The following is a 21,061-nucleotide window of genomic DNA, read 5'->3' on the forward strand; positions in this document are numbered from 1 at the left end:
TGTGGTAAGGTCAAGAGTTGGTTGAGCACCATTTGATAATCATTTCCTCAATAATGTCTATTTTGATGGGTTTACTAACGTAGTCGTCCATTCCTGCTTCGAAGCATGCTTCTTTGTCGGCACCTAGGGCGCTTGCCGTCATTGCCACGATCTTTGGTCGATATTCTTTGTATCGTGAAATTATTTGTTTAGTAGCTTCCAGTCCATCCATTTCAGGCATTTGCAGATCCATGAAAATCAAATCGTAGGGCTGCCTTTCTAGCGCCTCTAGCACTTCTAGCCCGTTAGCTGCAATATCTGCAGAGTAGCCATAAAAGGACAATGACTTGTTCATCAGTTTTTGGTTGATGGTGTTGTCTTCTGCGACTAGAATCGAGATAGGATATCGTTCTGCTAACAGCTTCGTTTCTTTATCAGAGTTTTCCTCTTTACTTGAATTATCTGCAATAAGGGAATGTTTGACTAAGGCGTTAATTACCGCGGATGTCTTTAATGGGAGCATTAGCTGGGTGTCAAGCTCGGGGTGGTTGCAATTTTTGTTTATGGCGTTTACAAAGATTGTTCGTGCCGATTCAGACTCCGCTTGGCATCTTTCGCTAAAAATAATTGTAGCCTCGGTTGGGGTATCTACAATGTTAAGGTTGATGGAATTTAAGATATTAGATAGCGTTGTTTTAATGCTTGCATTGCTGATCGAAAGGTATACTTTGTTTTTCTTTAGGTTGATTGGAATTATCGTGCAATCGGTGATATCGGTATTTTTTAAGTTGAGTGTGAAATAGAAGTTGGAGCCGTTTCCTTCTTGGCTATCTACATAAATGTGGCTGCTCATAAGTTCGAGTAGCCTGGAGGTTATTGCAAGACCAAGTCCTGTTCCTCCAAATCGACGGGTGATTGATGAGTCAACTTGTGTAAAAGGAGTGAATAGTTTGGATAGTTTGTCGCCAGGAATCCCAAGTCCTGAATCTTTTACCGAAAAGGTAATTTCAGACGTTTTAGTTGTCTTGTCTTTTCTTTTTAATTTAACGTCTATGTGGATTCCTCCTTCTTCGGTGAACTTAATGGCATTTCCAACTAAATTGACGAGAATTTGTCTAACGCGAGTGACATCTCCTAATACTTTGTGCTTTATGCTAGGACTGATGCAGTAGGTTAGGCTGGTGCCTTTTTGAGTGCTTTTTAGCCAGAAAAGGTCCACAACATCTTCGATGCATTGTCGGATATCAAAAGGATGTAGCTCCAGTTCCATTCTGCCCGATTCTATTTTTGAAAAATCGAGAATGTCGTTGATGATAGTCAGTAGCGCATCTCCGCTATTCCTAATTGTGTTTACATAGTCTAGCTGTTCGTCTGTTAGCTTTGTTTTTGCAAGTAGGCTCGTCATTCCTATCACGCCATTCATTGGTGTGCGAATTTCATGGCTCATGGTCGCTAAAAATTCTGATTTTGCTCGAGTTGCTTGCTCTGCTCTATCTAATGTTTCTAGCATTTCATCGTACATCAGCTTTCTGTCGGTAATGTCTTCCTTTAGAGCTATAAAGTGGGTTATTTCGTTGTCAGCATTCATAATAGGAGATATGGTGGCTGACTCCCAATAGTAGGTTCCGTCCTTTTTTGTATTGTAAATTTCGCCGACCCAGTTATTGCCTGCTTTGATCGTATCCCACAGATCCTTATAAAACTTTCTATTGTGAAAACCTGACTTTAAAATTCTTGGTGTATGGCCTTGCGTTTCTTGAGGGGTGTAGCCAGTTACCTCGGTAAATCGGTTGTTTACATATTCAATAACCCCATTGCTATCGGTAATTACAACGACTGTAGGGCTGTTTTCGATTCCTTTTGTAAGTTTTAGGATTTGTTCTTCCGAATGTTTCCTTTCTGTTATGTCGTTCTCAACGGCGATGTAGCTTTGAAGTTCTCCTTTTTCTCCATAGGTTGGAGTTATGTAAACTTCAACCCAGTAGCCTCGTCCATTTTTGCTGTAGTTGTATACTTCTGCTTTAAAGGGTTTTCCACTTAGTAGCCCTTCGTGAATTCTTTCTAGATCGCGCTTGCTGGTTAGCGGGCCCTGTAGAAATGTACCAGGGTTTTTGCCAATGACCTCTTCTTTTGTGTAGCCTGTTAGCTTTGTAAATGCGTCGTTAACCCATTCTACCTCCCTATTTGCATTCGTAATAACGATAATATTGGTAGATTGGCTTGCCACTAATGATAGGCGTTTTAGTTCGTTTTGGGCAAGCTTATCTTTTGTAAAATCGCGAAGAATGGCAATACCGTAAAGATTTTGGTTGGAGTCTCGGTTTATGGATGTTGTTACCTGTACCCATCTCCATTCTCCATTTTTATGGTGTATGCGGTATTCCATGTTTTCAGAAGGTAACCCTCTTACTAGATAATCTTTTACCTGCATGAGGTAGCTTTGAAGATCTTCAGGATGAACATACTCATGCATAGGGTGGTTGATGATTTCGTCTTGCTTGTATCCTAGCATCTTTTCGATGTTGGGTGAGACGTATAGCGTATGTCCTTGGAGGGATAGCGCTAGTATTACATCGCTGGCATTTTCTACGAAGCTGCGGAATTTTTCTTCGCTTTGACGGAGTTCTCTTTCATTCTTTTTTAGAACAGAAATGTCTTGGATCGTAGTCCATACAAGTGGTGTTTGGGTGACGTCGTTGGTTAGATAACCATTGATGACAACAGGAAGTTTTTCTCCATTTTTTTTGATGTAAACTTTTTCGTATGGTCCAAATTCGCCTTTTTGGGCAAGTTCTTGGTAGATATTATCATCAAGCGACTCGTATCCTTCGGGGGTTATATCCAAAAATGTTTTGCCAATGATTTCGTCGGCTGAATATCCCAGCATTTTTAGAAAAGCATTGTTGCATTCAGTATATTTTGACGTATGAAAATCTGTTTTGGCTACGCCTATTGGAATTTGCTCAAATAACCCTCTAAATTTTTCTTCACTAGCTTTAAGTCCTGCTGTTTTATTCTTTATTTCTGAAATATCTTGAATACTGGACCATACAATATTTCTACCTGTCTCATCTTGGGTGATAAAGCCTGTTGTAAGTACGGGGATTCTGCGACCATCTTTTGCCTTAAACTCTTTTTCGAAGGAGTCAAATGTTCTGGTACGAGAGAGCTTTTGAGCAACCTCTCTTTCTAGGCTTAGATATTCATCTAATGATACATCTCCGTATGTTATATTCTTAAATTCATCAGCAGTATAGCCTAGCATATTTAGGAATGCATTGTTTACTTCGATGAATTCGAAGGTGTCCAGATCTCGCATTACGATCCCTATTGGCGATAATTCAAAAAGGCTTCTGAATTTTTCTTCGCTTATTCGAATGGCTTCTGCCTTTTCTTTCTCTTTTGAAATATCTTGGATGCTTGTATAAATTCTCGTTTCTCCGTCTTTGTCAACGAAAGAGAAGCCTTGAAGAATGCAGGACATGGTTTCTCCATTTCTTTTCTTGAGAGGGATTTCGATTGGTCCAAATACGCCTTTCGATAGAATGTCTTTGGTAATGGAGGTTTTAATTTTGGAGTGCTCTCTTGTATTTTTATTAGTGTAGGGAAGTCGCTGTTTTAAATCTTCCTTTGAGTACCCAGTTATCCTAATTAAGGCATCGTTGCAGTCTACCAAGTCACCATGTAGGGTGGTAATGCTAATGCCGTATGGGTATTGTTCAAATAGCTGTCTAAAACGTTTTTCACTAAACTGGAGCTCCTCTTTTTTTCTATGCTCTTCGGTAACATCTTGTATGCTAATCCAAATTGTGGGTTGATTTTCTTTTGGATTGAGGCTGAAACCTTGCATGTGGCAGGCTATAAGTGAGCCATCTTTCTTTTTTAGATGTGCTTCGAAAGGAGAAAAATATCCCTTTTCTGCGGTTTCTTTCAGTAAATTTGGGACATTCTTATTGTATTCTTCTGGAATTGCAATATCTTCAAATGACTTCTGAAGTAGTTCTGAAGATGAAAAACCAAGCATTTCTGTAAATGCCTTGTTAAAATCAAAGAAAGTTCCTTCCCAGTTGGTCATTACAATGCCATAAGGTGTAAACTCGAATAGATGTCTAAACTTCTCTTCGCTTTGTATAAGTGCTTCTTGCTTACGTCTGTCTTCTGTAATGTCGTAAATGGTGGCCCAGATAACGGTTTTTCCCTCTTCGTTGGTTGAGAAAAAGCCATTTATTTCAGCAATAATAAGTTTTCCTTCTTTGGTGTAAATGTTGATTTCGAAGGTGTCGAGGATTCTGTTTTCCTTATAGCATTGGTATACAAATTGTTTTTTTTCATTATATTCATTTGGATCCATAAATTCGTAAAGTCCTTTTGCCAAAAGTTGCTCGCGATGGGAGCAAAGCAGGTTGGCAAATGCCGTATTGCAGTCAATGATTATTCCATCTAAGTCGGTGAGCATAATACCGTAAGATGATAATTCGAAAAGGCCTCTGAATTTTTCCTCGTTTCGTTGTATTTCAATATCTCGTTTTCGAATATCAGAAATGTCTTGAATCTCAGACCAGATTACATTATTCCCCTCGTCGTCTTTTGCCAAGAAGCCAGATAGGAGCACGGGGTATCTTTCTCCACTTTTACGGATGTACTCTTTAGCATACGGGCCGTACTTGCCCGTTTTTTTGAGGAACTCTATTTGTTGGACTTCTTGGTGTTCAAACTCTTTTGGAGTAATATCCCAATACTCTAACTCTCGGAGTTCTTCCTTGCTGTAGCCGAGCTGTTTTAGGAGAGCCTCGTTACATTCTAGGAAAGCGCCGGTATGAAAATCATTTACGGCTAGGCCCACAGGGGTAAGATTAAAAAAGCCTTTAAACTTTTCGTCGTTGCGGCGTAAGGAGGCTTCTATTTTTCGTCGCTCAAAGGAGTTAGATATAATTCCAGCAATTGTGCGAAGCATTTCTAGCTCCCACTTGTTCCATTCTCTATGATAGATACATTCGTCAAAACCAATGAATCCGTAATACTTCCCTTCTATATAAATTGGGTATTCTATTATGGAGAGAATCTCCTCCTTATCAGTAATGGCTCGTATATCATCCGGTAAGGTGGATGTATCATTACTGAAAAGCATGCCTTTTTCTTTGAGGATGCGTTTCCAAGAAGGTATAGCCTCGTAGCTTAGGTTTTGTAAATGCTCTTTTTCGGGGCTAATTCCTTTATTATGCCACTCAAATGTGTTGGAGGTGGTTTCACCCGTTGCATTATCCTCAAATATGTATACTCGGCTGACGTCAAGATGTTCCCCAACTTTTTGTAAGGCGCTTTGAATCTTCTCTTCAAAATTGTCAAGCGTATTGAATGAAGTTGCAATTTCTGATATAATCTCCTGCTGTCTTAGATTTTTTCGTAACGATTCTTCTGCTTCTTTTCTGTCTGTAATGTCGATGTGGGTACCTACTGCACGCAGTGGCTTTCCTTCCATATCTCTTTCAGTTACTCTTCCCGTATCTAGTATCCATTTCCATTCGCCATTTTTTGTTTTAAGGCGATGCTCGCTTTTGTAGATTACGGTTTCTCCATTAAGATGTTTTTGAAGTTCTTCGTAAACTCGCTCTTTATCGTCAGGATGGAGCAGGTCGTTCCAGAATGATACTTTTTTATTGATTTCAATAAGATTGTATCCGAGCATATTGGCCCAGCGGTTGTTGTAGTATGTATCGCCTGTTTTAATATTCCAATCCCATAGGCCAGCCTCGCTACCTGTTAGGGCCATGTCCACTCTTTCACGGCTTTCTTGAATCAAGTTCTCTTGCGATTTTCGCTCGGTAATATCAAGAGCAAAACCTCGGATTCCTACAACTTCATTATCGGAGTTGGTTATTGGGCGAGTGTAGATTAGGACGGTATATTTTTTACCTGCTTTATCTACAACCATGTACTCTCTAGGGAAAGGGATGTGCTCTTTTGTCGACCGATTAAAATTCATTTGAGCACGATCTTTATCTTCTGGGGCAAATATTGAAATTAGGTTATACTTTCCTTCTTTTAATGATATCGGATCGTATCCAAGCAGCTGCATTCCTTCAGCATTTAAATAGCGAAACGTTCCGTCTGTTGCGACGTCGAATGCAATTTCGGGTGTTTGTTCTACAAAGTTCTTATAGTTGTTACGTTCATTGTTTTGTGCCTCATAGTCTAGGCATAGCAATGCGGATTGTGCCAGTTTTAAATTAATTTTATCTAGCGTTTCTAAGTCTTTTTGATTAATATTTTGCTTAAGCATTAGTGCGAGTAATCCATAGCCTGAAAGATCCATCAGAACAAGAAAGCCCTCTGGTAGTTCTGTTACGACAGGTAGTTTTTGTTTCGCAACTTCGATAATATCTAGTTGTTGTTGTATTTCATTTAATATTGATGTAGGGTTTGTGTTGGTAGGGTAAATGTTTATTGGATTTTGATTAATATTTTCAATGCTGATATCGTATACTCTAATAATAGCACCCCAAATTGCATTTAGCTCGTTGGTGTAAGCAGCTAATGCTTGTTCTAGCATTTCCTTTTTATCTAGATTATTCCCAATCGAAAGGGAAATCTCTAAAAAGTTGATTTTGTATGGATGGCTATTTTCTTTCATAACGTAAAAAAAAAATTGCGAGACGTTATTCGGTGGTTATGCTCGTTTGGCTCTTTCCCAGTTAACTGTTTGTGTGTGGTTTAGGTACCGGAAGAAACCTCTAAAAACGGCGTAGTTCATTATGTAGAAGAAGTAAGGAATAAAAAGTCCCTTGATGTGTAATTTTTTATTTTCTAGTATGTAGCCAACTAATGCAAGGAGATAAAAAGCTATTTGTAAAAATAGTGTCCAAGTGTAGATGGAATCAAGCGAAAAACCTTCTCTGATTGCAATGTATGTGTTTGTGAGTAGAATTATAAGAAGGCTCAATGGAGCTAGAGTCCAGCGCAAAACTCGATGCGAGATGTACTGGAATGAGAGTAATCCATACTTGAGTATATTGAGAAGAGGGGATAATCGTACGATGCTTTGTATCCCTCCTGCTGAAATTCTAATTTTTCGTTTAAGTTCTTCCTTTACGTTAGCTGAAGCTTTTTCGGCTGCATAAGCTTCGGGATCGTATTTTATTTTGTATCCACGAAGGGCAATGCGCATCGAAATCATGAAGTCGTCTAGAAGCGTGTCTTTTTCTACTTCCTCAAACAGTTCTGTTCTGATTGCAAACAGTTCTCCTGCTGCACCGACAACAGAGTTTAGTTCAGAATCCCAACGTTTAAGGGTTGATTCGTACTTCCAGTACGCGCCTTCTCCTGCTGATGCGGCGGCCTCTTTTTCGTCTAATAAAATTCTTTTCTCACCAGATACGCAGCCTACTTTAGGGTTAGCGAATAGGGCTACGATTCGGCGTATAGAGTCTTTCCCTAGATGTGTGTTGGCGTCACAAAAGATGGTTATTGGGGTTTTTACGAGCCTCATGCCTCTATTGATAGCTCCAATTTTACCCGCTCTTCCCTCTTGATGCTCTACTACGGCCTGTGTATATTGACGAATAGCTTCTGGAGTGCCGTCATTGGAACCATCGGTAACCCATAGTATGGTTAGCTTACTTGCTGGATAGTCGAGCTGAAGCGTGTTGTGCATTTTCTCGTCTACATAATCCTTCTCGTTATAGGCGGCAATAAGCAAGGTTACGTCGGGCTCATAGTTGGTGTTGGCTCGCTCTTGCTTTCCCGATAGGCGTTTTATTTTAACAAGAATGTACAGAATTAAAGCATAGCCAATGTATGCGTAGAATATGATTGCTGCACATAGCCAGAATATGATTTTGGGTGCTAGCATTTGATGTTAGTTTATAGTTAACTTTTTCTACAGGGCTACCTGTATCGGTTTTTCCCATGTCTGAGTCGCTGGGTTGTATTGTTTTATGATTTTGGCCGGGTTACCACCCGCTACACAATAGTCAGGAATCGAACGGGTAACAACACTTCCTGCTGCAATCACACTGTGTTTACCAATAGTAACACCAGCAACTACAACAGAGTTCGATCCAATCCAAGTTTCGTCTCCAATTATTATTTCGGAGGTGGTTACAGGTTGCTTCCATATTGGAGTCGTAACGTCTTGGTACCCGTGGTTTAGCCCAGAGCATACTACATTTTGGGCAAAGCGAACGTCGTTGCCAACTGTTACGGGGCCAATAATTACGCTCCCGATGCCAATTCTTGTGTTATTTCCAATATACACATCTCCTACGCCGTTGTTTAAAGTTGCGTAATCTTCTACTGTCGAGTTGGACCCAATGCTGAAGTTGCGAAAGGGGAGTAGATCGTTACGTACTGATCGGCATATGGTTGTATGCTTTCCTCTTTTATGCTTAAACGGGTTAAGCAAGAGCCTCACCCAAAGGCGAGGTCTTGCTTGATTTCTTGGCATAAGTAGCCAAATAGTTAACCGTTTAAGAGCTTTATTTTCTTTGATTTTATCTTTGATGCTCATCTATTTAGTGTAAATTTTGCTACTGTTTCTATAGCCTGATTTATCTAAATACCAGTCAGTCTTGACAGTTCCTCCTGATTCGGCCCAAGGGGCGAAAAAGTTGAAGGCATCAATGATTGGTGTATTTTCTGTTGGATAGTCAAACTTGTCAAGGAAAATGATGCCCCAAGGTAAATTCTTGTAAGTCTTATAGAACTTCTTTTTGGCGGGCTGTGTGTTGTCTTGAGCGGTCATAAAGAGACTTGCATCGGCTTTACCTGTTGGGATCATGTTTTGAAGATGAACCTCTTTTCCTCTTATTTGATTTACAAATATGAATGGGTTGTATGGAGGATTGCCCATTGCTGCAGGATTTTGAGGTGTGCTGAACAAAATTTTAAAGGTAATAGGCTCAGGCGTGCTGTATGGTGAACCTACTGTGGTATTTACGCCGCTACCTCCTCCTGTATACTTAAGGATATCATACCCATCGTCGAAGGCGATGTAAATTGCTTCGTCCGAAACATTGTTGTAGGGGTTATTTACAGGAACTTCGAGGCCATTGCCACCTAATGTGGCGATACCATGCTTAATGAGCGAACCCTGAACACCCTTAAATGTGGTTGTGGCAGACGATATGGTGTTAGAGGGAACTCCAAGCGCCATCCCAAATCCGTTGTGGTAGCTAGCTCCCATTGCCTTTAGTATTAGCTCACCATTAACTTCTACCACTTTGTTACTGGCATTGGTTATTTGGTTAATCTTGTAGTCAATAACCATATCATTTATATCGTAGTCGCCTTTGGCTGGCCATAAATCTTCGTATGCCAAAGTTCCATAGGTCGAAGATGATGGATACCAGTTGTTAAAGGCCTTACTTGGATCCTTTGGATAATCGTCAGAGGTGTCTGGAATTCCGTCTCCATCGGCATCTGGTTTGCTATTCGAGTATTTCATTGGAGGTAAATCTCCTGTTTGGATAGCTGTTACAGGGTTGGAGGTTACGTAAAAAACGGCATCGTTAAAGTCGTTGTCAGAGCCTTGGTCTCTTTTGATATCTTCAAACCCTAGAAGAACTTTATCGCGGGTGTTGTCATAAATAAGCACATTGTGTTGGCGTATATTCTTAGCATCAGGGGCAACTACCGTTTCGCTATTAAATTCGGGATCGGAGTAGAAAACCCAGTTCCAGTTATTGGCGGTAATGGTTCCATTTCTGAATCCATCGGATAGGCATACCCAGCCGATTCCTGTGTTTGCAGGGAATCTTCCAATTTTTACCTTATCACCAGAGTAAAGACCTCCACCGCTATTATAGTAGGAAACGTTGGGGAGAATAATGAATATGGTATCAATTTTATCTTTACTTGTAAATGGTTTATTTAGGTTGTACTTATAGTAACCGAGCACATTTCTATATCCAGCACCTTCGTGTACAAACGTTACCCATACATCCGAAAGCTCCTTTATGATAACGTTGGTTTCATTAGTCTTTGCAAGGTATGGTAAGTTGTAATCGGGCACAGGATAGCGTTCGGGGAGCGATGCGTTGACATCATCAAGGAAGGCTGCATCTACAACGTCTCGCTTTGCCTCTAGGTTATTTGGAACTCCATTTGAGTTAAAATCTGCAATGGATTTAAATACGGTATTTCCAACCTTGAAGTTGATACTTCCATTGGTTGCGCTTGCCGACTTCATGGCGCTAACGCTTTTGGATGGCGCCCCATACGTTACAGAAGCAATGTTGTTTACGATTTTAACGGTTACATCTCCTGGTATACCAATATATTGGGGTACAAATTGAACCGAATCAAAGTAAGCTGGGGCGGTGATGTATGCTTGTGCAGCTCCTTTTGAATCTGTTGCAAAGGTCTGCACTAGCCTTGATTCACTTCCATTCTTTAAATATGCATCGAAGCGTACGCCCACAAGTGGGTTTCCGTTAACATCAGCAGCATTTACTACAAGTTGCACGTTGCTGCCTGTTGTAAAGTTAAAGTTGTCTGGAATAACCAAATTGTCAATGGTTGTTGGAGTCGGATTCGGAGTAGGATCCGTACTACTGTTTTTGGTGCACGATTGTGCTACAATCAGCGCCGCTGCTATGGCGGCATAAACCTTTAGCCTCATTGCTCTTTGTTTTAGTTTGTTCTATTAATCGATAAAATTTGCTTAACCTCATTACCTCTTTAACAACAGGTGTTTTGTTGTTGCAATTATTTAATAGCTAAATAGCTGTTAAATATTGTTTTGGCGAGCCTTTCCCATGTAAAGGGTTGTGCTCTTTCTTTTCCTTTCTCAACTAGCGATTGTCGTAAGCTATCATCAGAAAGAAGTTTTCTTATTGCAGCTGCAAGCTCCTCTGGTGCCGATGGGCTTACAAGCAGTGCGGCGTCACCTGCCACTTCGGGCATCGACGTTACGTTTGATGTGATAACAGGTATGCCCGAAGCCATTGCCTCAATTATTGGGATACCAAACCCTTCGGAAAATGAAGGGAAAAGGAGCATTTCCGCCATCTGGTATATGGTGGGTAGATGTTCCGATTTTATATAGCCTATTAGCTTTATTGATGGATACAGATGGGGTAGCTTTAACTCATTTAGCGTTTTATAGAGATATTCCTCCTCTATCCCTTTTATCACCAATGCTGGAGTTGCCGTTGGGAATGATGCTAGTTCTAGGGCATACGCTTTTAGTACGCCTGCAAGGTTCTTGCGAGGTTCCTTGTTCCCTAAGAAAAAGAGATAGCGATCGGGGAGTTGGTAATGTTCTTGTATCTCCTGTCTAGTCAATTCATCCGATCTTTCAAAAAAGGCTGGACTTACTCCGTTGTACACCACCTGTATTTTTTCGGCTGGGAGTTTTAACCTTTTTGATATAACCTCTCGCTGGTAGTTCGATACGGTGAATATTACTTCCGCCTTTTGAGCGGCTCTAGGTGCTATAAATCGGCGGTAAAAGTTGCCGAATCGTTGGTATGACGATCCTCCTTTTTTGCTAAGCAGGTAGTTCTTTTCTAAGAAAATAATGTCGTGCAGGGTTAGAAAAAGCCTGCATTTACCTCTTAGCGGAGCGGTGTTAGAGGTGCAGTGTAGTATGTCTGGCCTATACTTTCTGAGCCAGCCCGGCAATGCCACCTGCTCCCAGTCGGGATAGCTTTTGCCTTTTAGAAATATGATTTTAAAGTTAGGAGTCTCCTGTAGGCAAATATCTTCATCCTCCTTTGTTAGGATAAAGTATTCGTTTACGGTATCGAGTTTTTGTAGCTCGCGAATCATTTCTAGTGCTACTACATCCATACCGTGCTTGCGAGGGCGGAATATGCGCTGTGCTTCAATGGCTATGCGTAGCCTCTTTTGTGGTTGATTGTTCTCCATGTGCCGTATGTATGAATGTTTTGTTGGCTCCTTTAAGCTTAAATAGCAGCAGTAGCATGTTTATAAATGTTGAGGGGATCGCCATCATGGCTCTTAGCATTTGCTTGCTGTAAAGTTTTCGGGGGATGGATATTAGCAGTGCTCCAATGGTTATGGTAAACGATGCTGCCCATTGCATCCAACTCGGCGTAACGTTAGCAATGGCCGATGCTAACCCCAGAATAAGGATTAGTCCAGGTAGCAGTAAGCGGGGTACCTGAATTCCTTGTACTACCTTGTCGGCATAGTCTATCCGTCCTTCGAGTAGCGCTTTAAACCCAGACTTATAGTAGCGACCAAAGTAGTGTAGCTGAGCCGATAGCCACCGGCGGCGCTGGTTTTGGAACACCTCCTGCCGTTGAACCTTTTCGTCTAGCACGTAGGCGTCTAGTACGTAATCTATCTTTATTCCTCTATCGATAAGGCGCAACTCCAGCTCGCGGTCGAAGCCCCCAATGGCATCTATCTCTGCCATGATGCTTTTAAATAGCCGAAATTCGAAAACCATTGCCGAGCCAATAAGCGCACTAGATAGCCCTGCAATCCGATGCCCTTGCCTAAAAATGTGGTTATTTATCTCTTCGCTTATGGCGTCCAAGTAGGCTAGGTGGGTATTCCTGTTTTTGGCAATTCGATGTCCCTGAACGGCTACCTGCTGATGCTTAAACCGTGTAGCCATCTTCGCCAGAAAGTCATCTTGCATTAGGTTGTCGGCATCGAGAATAGCCACCGCATCATACTCCTTGGTAAGGGAATCTAATGCTGCATTTAGCGATTTGCTTTTGGTGCTTTTCTCAAATATTACTTCCAAAACGTTTACTGGTATTCGCCTTAAGGTCTCCACCGTATCGGGGGCAAGCGAGTCGGCTATCACCAGCACGTCAAAGTAGTCGTAGGGGTAGTTATGCTCGGCCGCCTTTTGGGCCGACTCTATGATAACCGCATCCTCCTTATACGACGGAATTAGCACCAAGAAGCTGATGCCATGCGAGCGAGGCGTATGCTTTTTACTTCCTAGGTGCCCTGCTATTGCAAACAGCATAAAGTAGATAGCCCAAAACGATAGGTACACGTAGGCTACCCATAACAGGAGGCTAAGTAGTGTACTCATATCGTTTCGAATTTAGGTGCCATAATATCGAGCGAACAAGGGCCTTGCGGTGGTTCGGCTCGCGGTATACTAGGGTGGTGATAATTCGTTTGGGGACGGCTACTCCGAGGAAGTAGGCAACGCCTGCAACGCGCGTTACGCCGCTGGTGTTGCGCCTTAGAAACAGCAGCCGGTTGCGGTTGAGGTAGTAGGTTTTGAGCGGACTTTGCTTACCCGTACTTACCGACTCCTTATGGAATACAACCGATTCGGGTACGTACATTATTCGGTAGCCTGCCTTTTTTATGCGCTCGCACCAGTCCAGCTCCTCGTAGTAAAGGAAGTAGCCTTCAAACATTTCGCCAACTCGGTTAATCACCTCGCGCGAGGTAATCATGGCAGCACCGTGAGCAAAGGCGGTTTCCTGTGGGATGTTGTACTGTCCCTCGTCAACTTCGGCATAGCCTATGGCCTGGTTGCGCATGGTTAGGTAGTTTAGCGGAGTGCTTCCGGCATACTGTATGGTATCCGGATGGTAGTAGAACCTAATTTTAGGGCTGGCCATTCCTACCTTATCCTCCTGCATTACGGCTACCAGCGGCTCTAGAAAATCTACTGGAACTTCAATGTCGTTGTTGAGGAATAGCAGCAGCGCTCCCTTGCTTTCCAGTAGACCAAGGTTATTTCCTCCGGCAAATCCCAAGTTCTCGTTGCTGGCAATAACCTGTACCCACGGTTCTTCTTCCGCTATCTTGGCCGCATCGTTACTGCCCGAGGCGTTATCTACCACCAGCACTTCTATGTTCGGATAGGTAATTCGTTTAAGCGATTCGAGCAGCGCAATGGTAACATCGGCCTGCTTGTAGTTTACCGTAATGATGCTAACTAGGGGCGTTCTTTCCATTGGTATTAGGATTTGATGCGGTTCACACTCTTTCTGGTTTCTTCACTTGGCACTTCTCTATCTGCTCGTATATCTTGCTCACAAAGTTTTCCCAGGTATGGGTAGCCGCATAGGCTATCCGAGCCGCCTGACGCTCTGGCGAATCTTCTGTCAGCGCTTTTTCTATCATCTTCAGGTACTCTTTGGCTCCTGTGGCAAGGTATACCCAGCTGCCGAAGTACTCCATAAACACGGTTTTGGTGGCAACGGTGGCCCGTCCTAGGGCTAGGTATTCATCTATTTTAAGCGGATAGTTCCAGTTGGTGATAACGTTTACGGCCTGTGGGTTAATGGCCACATCAAACCCTTTGATAAAGTTGGGTAGCCGGTTTACGGGTTGCGTGGGGATAAAGTGCACGTGCTTAAACTCGTGCAGCCGCGAGCGCCTAAAGGCCTCATCTTCGGGACCTACCAGCACAAGGCTCCACTTCGGACGATCGATCGCAATCTCCTCCAGCAGCTTAATATCTAGCCTGCGCGAGGTAAGGCTTCCGGTGTAGCCTATAATGGGGCGGCGGATGCTGCTCAGCTCGGGAGCAACCTCTAGCGTCCCCTGCGGATCGGAGTACAGCGATACGTCGCACCCCTGCCCAATCATAAACGTTTGGGGGTTAAACTGGCGGCAGTAGTCGGCAAAGTAGTCCGAGTTGCAAAATACCAGATCGGCCTTGGCCACCAGCTCTTCCTGCATCTGGGTGCCGTGCTTCTTGTGGTAGTCTACCGCAATAACGTTATCCCTAAGTAGGTAGATGTATAGCGTTGGCTTCAGCATCTCCTTCAGGAAGAAGCCATTCAGCATCGAGTTGTCGTTAAAGATGATGTACTCCTCCATCCCCAGGCGGTTGCAGGCGTAGGCTATCTCGTTGGCTAGCCGCTGGTCGTTCATCCGGTTAAATACCTTATACAGCTCCTGAGGCTCAATAAAGTTAACCGATTCGGCCACCTTGCGGGGGGTTAGCACCCACAGCGTGTCGGACACCTGCTCCAGGCACTCCTTCTTTCCGCCAATAACCTCCAGCCGGCGGCGCACCCGGGCGTCCGAGCGCTGTAGCATCCACTCGCTGCGCGTAAGCGGCGGGTTTACAAAAAGTACGCGGTTGCTCTTAGCTACCTCTTGGGCAATATTCTTGGCTGTGCTGCCTATCGATAAGTCCCATGGCTGAAGCCCTATAAATACGAAGTTACGTCCCCTTACCATAACGCGTCGGTATTTGCGGTTTTACTTTTGCATACCTACAAAACAGCAAACCCCCACCAAAAGGTAATTTTGAAAGGGAGTTTAATGTTTGTTTACAGAAAAAATATTGCGGGAGGTTGTGCTATTGGGATTCTGGTGTTTTGATGGCTTTAAGTGGGTGGGTTTCCCCTGCCATCTTGTCATATTCTCCCATTTCCCCAAACCGAGGCGAGACCGAAGAAAGACCGAAGGAAGACCGAACCTACACCGAACTTTGAGGGCTGCCAAAATGGCGTAATACGGTCATCGAAAAAAAATAGTTTAGGAATATTTGCAAGTTGGAAAAATTGCTAAACTTAACGCGGTGGCTTTTTAAACGGCTGGTGACTATTGTGTTGTCGGGTTTTTTGAGGAGTTGTCGTTAACTATTCACCAAGGCATAATATTATTAATAATTTAAAATTTCAGCCGTATGGCAGAAGTAAAAAACAACATCGTCACTCAAGGTGCGAGTGGCATGCTCGGAGACATGATTGTCTTTCGTCAGGTTAACGGTAAAACCATTATGGCAACCAAACCTCGGCAGTCCGAGAAGAAGTCTGAAAAGCAAATCGAGCATCAGGCTAGGTTTCAGAAGGCAACAATTTATGGTAGGTCGGCGGTGGCTAAGCCCGAGCTAAAATCGGAGTACGAGTCGGCTGTTGGCGAAAAAGGTAACTCGGCCTACCAGGTTGCTGTTGCCGATTTTTTAAATGCGCCAAGCATTCAGGAGGTCAACCTCTCTAAGTACCACGGTAATGTAGGCGATGTTATCTCCATTCTGGTTACCGACGATTTTAAGGTTCAACGGGTAGAGGTCGAGATTCACGATCCCGACGGCACGCTGGTCGAGGCTGGTAGCGCCGTTGCTGGTTTTGGGGTAGAGTGGGTGTACACCGCTACCGTAAAGAATGCGAGCTTGGCTGGCGATAAGATAACCATCACCGCCTTCGACTTGCCGGGTAACACCGATGTCGAAGACAAAACGCTTTAGGCTAAAGGCTCCTTCGGGGGCCTTTTCCTTTTTTTGGGGGATTAAAAGAGCTTAAACCGCTTCAGCTTCTTCTGCTCCTGCAGGTAGCCCTGCTTATCAAACTGGTAGAGTAGGGCCGGCTTGTGGTTTACCTTGGTCTCCTTCTCCTCTAGCTGGATAAGAAAGGGGAACTTCTGCAGCCTCTTTCTAAAGTTTCGGTTGTCGATGTCGATACCCAGCGCCGCCTCGTACAGGTTTTGCAGCTGCCTAATGGTAAACTTTCTGGGCAGCAGCTCAAAGGCAATGGGTGTAGCCTGCAGGTTGCTGCATAGCCGTTCTAGCCCCTTTAGGATGATCTCCTTGTGGTCAAACGATACCCGCTTTAGCTCCTGCACGTTGCACCACATGGTCTTCCCCTGTCGGGTAATTCTAAGCACGCTCTGGTCTATCTTTACCAGCGAAAAGTAGGTAACTGTAATGATGCGCTTGGAGGTGATGCCGTAGGTTGCCTCAATCCAGCGCCTATCCTCCTCGCTCTTTATGCGGTTGGGGTTCGAGAATACGTGCAGCTGCTCTAGGTAAACGTTCTTCAGCCCCGTAAGCGCCTGAAGCGTATTCTTGGCGCTCGTGTCTAGGTCCTCCTCCTCCGAAATCATGCTTCCTGGGAGCTTGTACTCTGGGGAGCCATCGTCCAGCAGCTGCCTCTCTACCAGCAGTACTTTTAGGGTACTTCCGTCAAAGCCAAAAACCACAATATCAACGGAAACAGAAGGGTTGGTTATAGCATTCATGGTAGTAACGTTTATTCCTGTACTTGGTTTTAAGAGGCCGAAGATAGGAATTTATACAAAAAAGGGATCGGCTGCGGGCTGGTTTTTATGCCGCCCGATGGTGGGCGTTTGAGTAGGGGCATAAAAAAACTCCTGCAATACTATTGCAGGAGTTTTGTTTGGGTACCCAGAGCCGGGATCGAACCGGCACGGATTGCTCCACTGGTGTTTGAGACCAGCGCGTCTACCGATTCCGCCATCTGGGCGTTTGCGGTGCAAAGATAGAAATATTATATCTAGTTGCAAGGCCTGTGCCGACAAAAAAATCGTTTGTTTGCAAATTAACCGTTGCTGCTTGCGCTTGTGGTGGCCTCCTGCTGCTCTTTAAGCAGGTTCGATACGGTGTTGTATATCGATTCAGGGTCTATACCGCACTCTTTATGCAGCTGCTGAACGGTGCCATGCTCAATAAATCGATCAGGAATACCAAGTCGAACGATTCTGTTGGTGTAGCCATGGTCTGCCATAAACTCTAGTACCGCGCTGCCAAATCCACCCTGAATGGCTCCATCTTCAAGCGTAACCAGCTGCTTGTAGGTCTTCATAATGTGGTGTAGCAGCTCCTCGTCTAGGGGCTTTGCAAAGCGCATATCGTAGTGCCCAATCGAAATATTCTGTTTTTCGAGACGGCTAACCACTATTTGTGCAAGATTTCCTGGATGGCCCAACGAGAGGATGGCCAGCTGGCTACCTTCCGATAGGGTTCTTCCCTTTCCAACCTCTATCTCGCTAAATGGCTGGCGCCAATCGTGCGTAACGCCACGTCCTCGGGGGTAGCGAATCGAGAATGGACCTTTCCCTAGCTGGGCGGTGTACATCATATTTCGAAGCTCCACCTCATCCATAGGTGCGGCAACTATCATGTTGGGTACTATGCGGAAAAACCCTATGTCATACACTCCGTGATGGGTAGGACCGTCCTCTCCAACAATGCCACCTCTGTCTAGGCAGAAAACTACATTCAAGTTTTGTAGCGCCACATCGTGGATTACCGAGTCGTACGCTCGCTGCATAAATGACGAGTAGATGTTGCAGAAAGGGATGTAGCCTGCTGCGGCTAGTCCAGCCGAGTAGGTTACCGCATGCTGTTCCGCAATTCCTACGTCAAAGGCACGGTCGGGCATTTTCTCCATCATGGTATTAAGCGAGCATCCCGAGGGCATGGCAGGCGTAATACCTAGTATTTTTGGATTTTTCTCGGCTAGCTCCACAATCGTATCTCCAAATACATCCTGGTATCGGGGTGGCGATATCTGCTCCAACGGCGTAGAGACTCGCATCCCTGTTTCCTTGTCGAAAACACCAGGGGCATGCCAAAGTGTCTGATCCTCCTCTGCAGGCTTGTACCCTTTTCCCTTTTTGGTAAGTACGTGTAGCAGCTTCGGTCCGGGGATGTCCTTTAAGTCGTTAAGCACCTGCGATAGGCGAACCACATCATGCCCATCAACTGGACCAAAATACCTGAAGTTGAGCGATTCGAAGAGGTTGCTTTGCTGCAGTAGGGCTGTTTTTACCCCAGACTCCAGCTTCTTTACATACCGACGGGCAACTGGACCTAGCTTGGCCACGTTGCCAAGTATATTCCACACATCCTTACGCATCTTGTTGTACGTTTTGGAGGTGGTGATATCGAGTAAATACTCCTTTAGCGCACCAACATTAGGGTCGATGGCCATGTTGTTGTCATTAAGAATAACCAGCAAGTCTGATTTCTCTGCTCCGGCATTGTTTAAGCCCTCAAAGGCCAGCCCCGCAGTCATCGAGCCATCGCCAATTACGGCTATAACCTTACGATTCTCTTTGTTGAGTTTGGCCGCGATAGCCATACCCAGCGCTGCCGATATGGAGGTCGAAGAGTGTCCCACTCCGAATGCATCATACTCGCTCTCCTCCATTTTAGGGAAGCCGCTTACGCCCTTGTATTTTCGGTTGGTGTGAAAGCTCTCTTTTCGGCCTGTTAGTATCTTATGGGGGTAGGCCTGATGGCCGACATCCCAAACCAGCTTATCGTATGGTGTGTTGAATACGTAGTGTAGGGCAACAGTCAGCTCAACAACCCCCAAGCCGGCACCAAAGTGGCCAGGGTTTGTCGATACCTGTTCTATGATAAAATCGCGCAACTCCGTGCAAACTTGCTCGAGTTGAGTCTCATCCAGCTGCTTTAAATCCGAAGGATAAGTAATTCCATCCAGCAGCTTTTTTGAATCTTCAGCCATTAGTAGTTCCAAATCAATCGTGCAAAGTTAAAAATTACGAAACAGAAAAGCTCCATATTTAGGATTATTAGGTTTGAAGTTGGAATGTTTTCCCTATTTTTAACGGAGTTAACGAAGCACAACAAAATGCATCAACATAAAACCAGCTTACTACCTATGAATAGTGCAACAAAAACACTTTTGCTAGTAGTACTTGGCGGTGCCTCGCTCTTTTCGTGCGTGCCAGCCAAGCAGTACAACCTTCTAAAAGACAACAGCCAAAAGTGCGAAGAGGAGCGTAGCCGCTTTAGCCGCGAAAATGATTCCCTAAAGATTCAGGTTAGGGAACTTTCGTCGAAGAAAGGGGTGTTAGAGCGCGAAAAGTCAGCGCTAATCTCCGATAGCACCAAGCGACATATCTCTTTTGCTACGCTGAACGATGATTACGCAAAGCTGCAGGATCGGTATAACGACTTGAACTTGGCGCACGAGGCCATTCTAAAAGGTACCCAAAGCGAAACGAGGAAGCTATTAGCCGAAATACAGCGCTCTCAAAACCTGCTTCAGCAGCGCGAAGATTCGCTGCATAAGCTCGAAGATATTCTTAACGCACGAGGCAGAACAATCAATATGGCTCAAGGTAAGCTCGATTCGTTAACCCAAAATTTGCAGGATCAGAATGCTAAGCTCATTGACCTTCAACGTATGCTTGCAAGGCAGGATTCGTTAAGCAACGCTTTGCGTCAAAAGGTTAAAAATGCGCTTGTCGGATTTGAAGGCAAGGGCTTAACCATTACTCAGAAGAACGGGTTGGTTTACGTTTCGATGGAGGACAAGCTGCTATTCAAATCGGGCAGTTTCGAGATTGATGCACGAGGAGCTGAGGCAATAAGGGAGTTGGGGAAGGTGCTTGCACAGAATGGTGATATCAATATTATGATCGAGGGCCATACCGACGATGTTCCCTACAATGGTAAGGGAGAACTTAAAGACAACTGGGACTTGAGCGTAAAACGATCTACCACGGTGGTTAGGCTGCTATCCGAAAATAAGGGTATCGATCCAACTCGAATTACAGCGGCTGGTAGAGGTGAGTTTTTACCAATCGACAAAACAAAAACATCGCAGGCTCGCCAAAAAAATAGGCGTACGGAGATTGTGCTTACGCCAAACCTTCAGGAGTTGATGCAGATAATAGATAAAAATTAGATATTTCCATCTAAAAAGGCGCTTTACTAAGCGCCTTTTTTATTGGCCATAAAATTCTACTCTGTGGATGGCCGCTCCGAGGGGAATCCGCAGCTGAAACTTATCAACGAATTGGCTGTTGGCTTCAACCTCTATCGATCCGCATACCTGTTGCTTCGCCAGTAACGTGATTTTGTGAATGCTGTTTTCATCTAGCGAGATGTAGGTGTCAACCTTACTCGTAGGCTGCTCGCTTTCTTTTCCTCCGCGGGATAGATACGCCAATCCTTTACCAACCTTTCGAAAGCCAAGCTCTCCTTTTAGGTAGGTCGATGAGGCGTATACGGGGAGAGTCGTGGAGTCGCCCCTCTCGTTAAACCCGATTGCTTGTATAATTTGAGGGTCGAAGGTTGCCGTGAGGCTATCTAAATTCAGAAAATGAAGTACAAAGAGGAGCTTACTTCCTGAAGCATGGTAAGCGGCAACCCAAATCTCCGATTTCCCCTCTTTTGAGATGGCGAAGTGCTGTCCTATTGCTTCAAAAGAGTGCTGCGAGCTGTTGCTTAATGGGGTGAGATTGGTTACACAGCCGCTAAAAGAGGCTGCAAGTAGTGTTAATGTTAGATAGTAAGCACCTACAACGGACATCCATCGGTAAAATGGGATCCTCATGCGGTATAACTTTTAAAATTTACTTAAACTATATAATAGGCTAAAAATCAACATCCATTCTTTTACGA

General features: G+C 44.1%; 13 protein-coding genes and 1 tRNA gene. 2 read left to right on the forward strand and 12 right to left on the reverse strand.

Annotation, left to right across the window (positions count from 1 at the left end):
* Positions 1-10 precede the first annotated feature (10 nt).
* From L990_RS19550 to L990_RS18540, 8 genes are all read right to left on the reverse strand, one after another.
* Entirely contained in the window at positions 11-6,610 is a 6,600-nt protein-coding gene (locus tag L990_RS19550) for a PAS domain S-box protein (RefSeq protein WP_052181160.1), read from the reverse strand.
* Between the two features lie 36 nt (positions 6,611-6,646).
* Positions 6,647-7,828: a glycosyltransferase family 2 protein gene (locus tag L990_RS18510; protein WP_047452475.1), complete on the reverse strand. Its 1,182-nt coding sequence runs from the start codon at positions 7,826-7,828 to the stop codon at positions 6,647-6,649.
* Positions 7,829-7,855: 27 nt separating this feature from the next.
* Positions 7,856-8,485, reverse strand: a complete 630-nt coding sequence (locus tag L990_RS18515) for an acyltransferase (protein WP_047452477.1) — start codon at positions 8,483-8,485, stop codon at positions 7,856-7,858.
* On the reverse strand, positions 8,486-10,597 hold the full coding sequence (locus tag L990_RS18520) for an LruC domain-containing protein (protein ID WP_047452479.1): 2,112 nt from the start codon (positions 10,595-10,597) through the stop codon (positions 8,486-8,488).
* 86 nt (positions 10,598-10,683) lie between these two features.
* Positions 10,684-11,847 carry a glycosyltransferase family 4 protein gene (locus L990_RS18525; RefSeq protein ID WP_047452481.1) on the reverse strand — a complete coding sequence of 388 codons (1,164 nt, stop codon included), beginning with the start codon at positions 11,845-11,847 and terminating at the stop codon, positions 10,684-10,686.
* Positions 11,804-12,997, reverse strand: a complete 1,194-nt coding sequence (locus L990_RS18530; protein WP_047452483.1) for a glycosyltransferase — start codon at positions 12,995-12,997, stop codon at positions 11,804-11,806. The genes L990_RS18525 and L990_RS18530 overlap by 44 nt, the downstream gene beginning before the upstream one ends.
* Positions 12,981-13,880 carry a glycosyltransferase family 2 protein gene (locus L990_RS18535; RefSeq protein WP_047452485.1) on the reverse strand — a complete coding sequence of 300 codons (900 nt, stop codon included), beginning with the start codon at positions 13,878-13,880 and terminating at the stop codon, positions 12,981-12,983. The genes L990_RS18530 and L990_RS18535 overlap by 17 nt, the downstream gene beginning before the upstream one ends.
* Positions 13,881-13,902: 22 nt before the next feature.
* Complete coding sequence (locus L990_RS18540; RefSeq protein ID WP_047452487.1) at positions 13,903-15,117, reverse strand: glycosyltransferase; 1,215 nt, start codon at positions 15,115-15,117, stop codon at positions 13,903-13,905.
* Positions 15,118-15,568: 451 nt separating this feature from the next.
* Here L990_RS18540 and L990_RS18545 point away from each other — a divergent pair, with 451 nt between their 5' ends.
* On the forward strand, positions 15,569-16,129 hold the full coding sequence (locus L990_RS18545; RefSeq protein WP_047452489.1) for a hypothetical protein: 561 nt from the start codon (positions 15,569-15,571) through the stop codon (positions 16,127-16,129).
* Between the two features lie 41 nt (positions 16,130-16,170).
* Here L990_RS18545 and L990_RS18550 read toward each other — a convergent pair whose 3' ends face one another.
* The 3 genes from L990_RS18550 to dxs all read right to left on the reverse strand — a co-directional run bounded on the left by L990_RS18550 (position 16,171) and on the right by dxs (position 19,154).
* Complete coding sequence (locus L990_RS18550; RefSeq protein ID WP_047452491.1) at positions 16,171-16,899, reverse strand: NUDIX hydrolase; 729 nt, start codon at positions 16,897-16,899, stop codon at positions 16,171-16,173.
* Positions 16,900-17,062: 163 nt separating this feature from the next.
* A tRNA-Leu gene (locus L990_RS18555) sits at positions 17,063-17,144 on the reverse strand.
* Positions 17,145-17,219: 75 nt separating this feature from the next.
* Positions 17,220-19,154, reverse strand: a complete 1,935-nt coding sequence (dxs, locus tag L990_RS18560) for a 1-deoxy-D-xylulose-5-phosphate synthase (protein ID WP_052181162.1) — start codon at positions 19,152-19,154, stop codon at positions 17,220-17,222.
* A 156-nt stretch (positions 19,155-19,310) separates the two neighbouring features.
* Between dxs and L990_RS20495 the strand changes: the two genes are divergently transcribed.
* Positions 19,311-20,342, forward strand: a complete 1,032-nt coding sequence (locus L990_RS20495; RefSeq protein WP_231562306.1) for an OmpA family protein — start codon at positions 19,311-19,313, stop codon at positions 20,340-20,342.
* Positions 20,343-20,381: 39 nt separating this feature from the next.
* Here the strand turns inward: L990_RS20495 and L990_RS18570 are convergent, their stop codons facing one another.
* The gene (locus L990_RS18570; protein ID WP_156121696.1) at positions 20,382-20,993 is read right to left on the reverse strand and encodes a hypothetical protein; all 612 of its coding nucleotides are present in this window, start codon (positions 20,991-20,993) and stop codon (positions 20,382-20,384) included.
* Positions 20,994-21,061 lie beyond the last annotated feature (68 nt).

It is taken from the genome of Alistipes sp. ZOR0009, assembly GCF_000798815.1.
In the GTDB taxonomy this organism is placed as follows: Bacteria; Bacteroidota; Bacteroidia; order Bacteroidales; family ZOR0009; genus Acetobacteroides.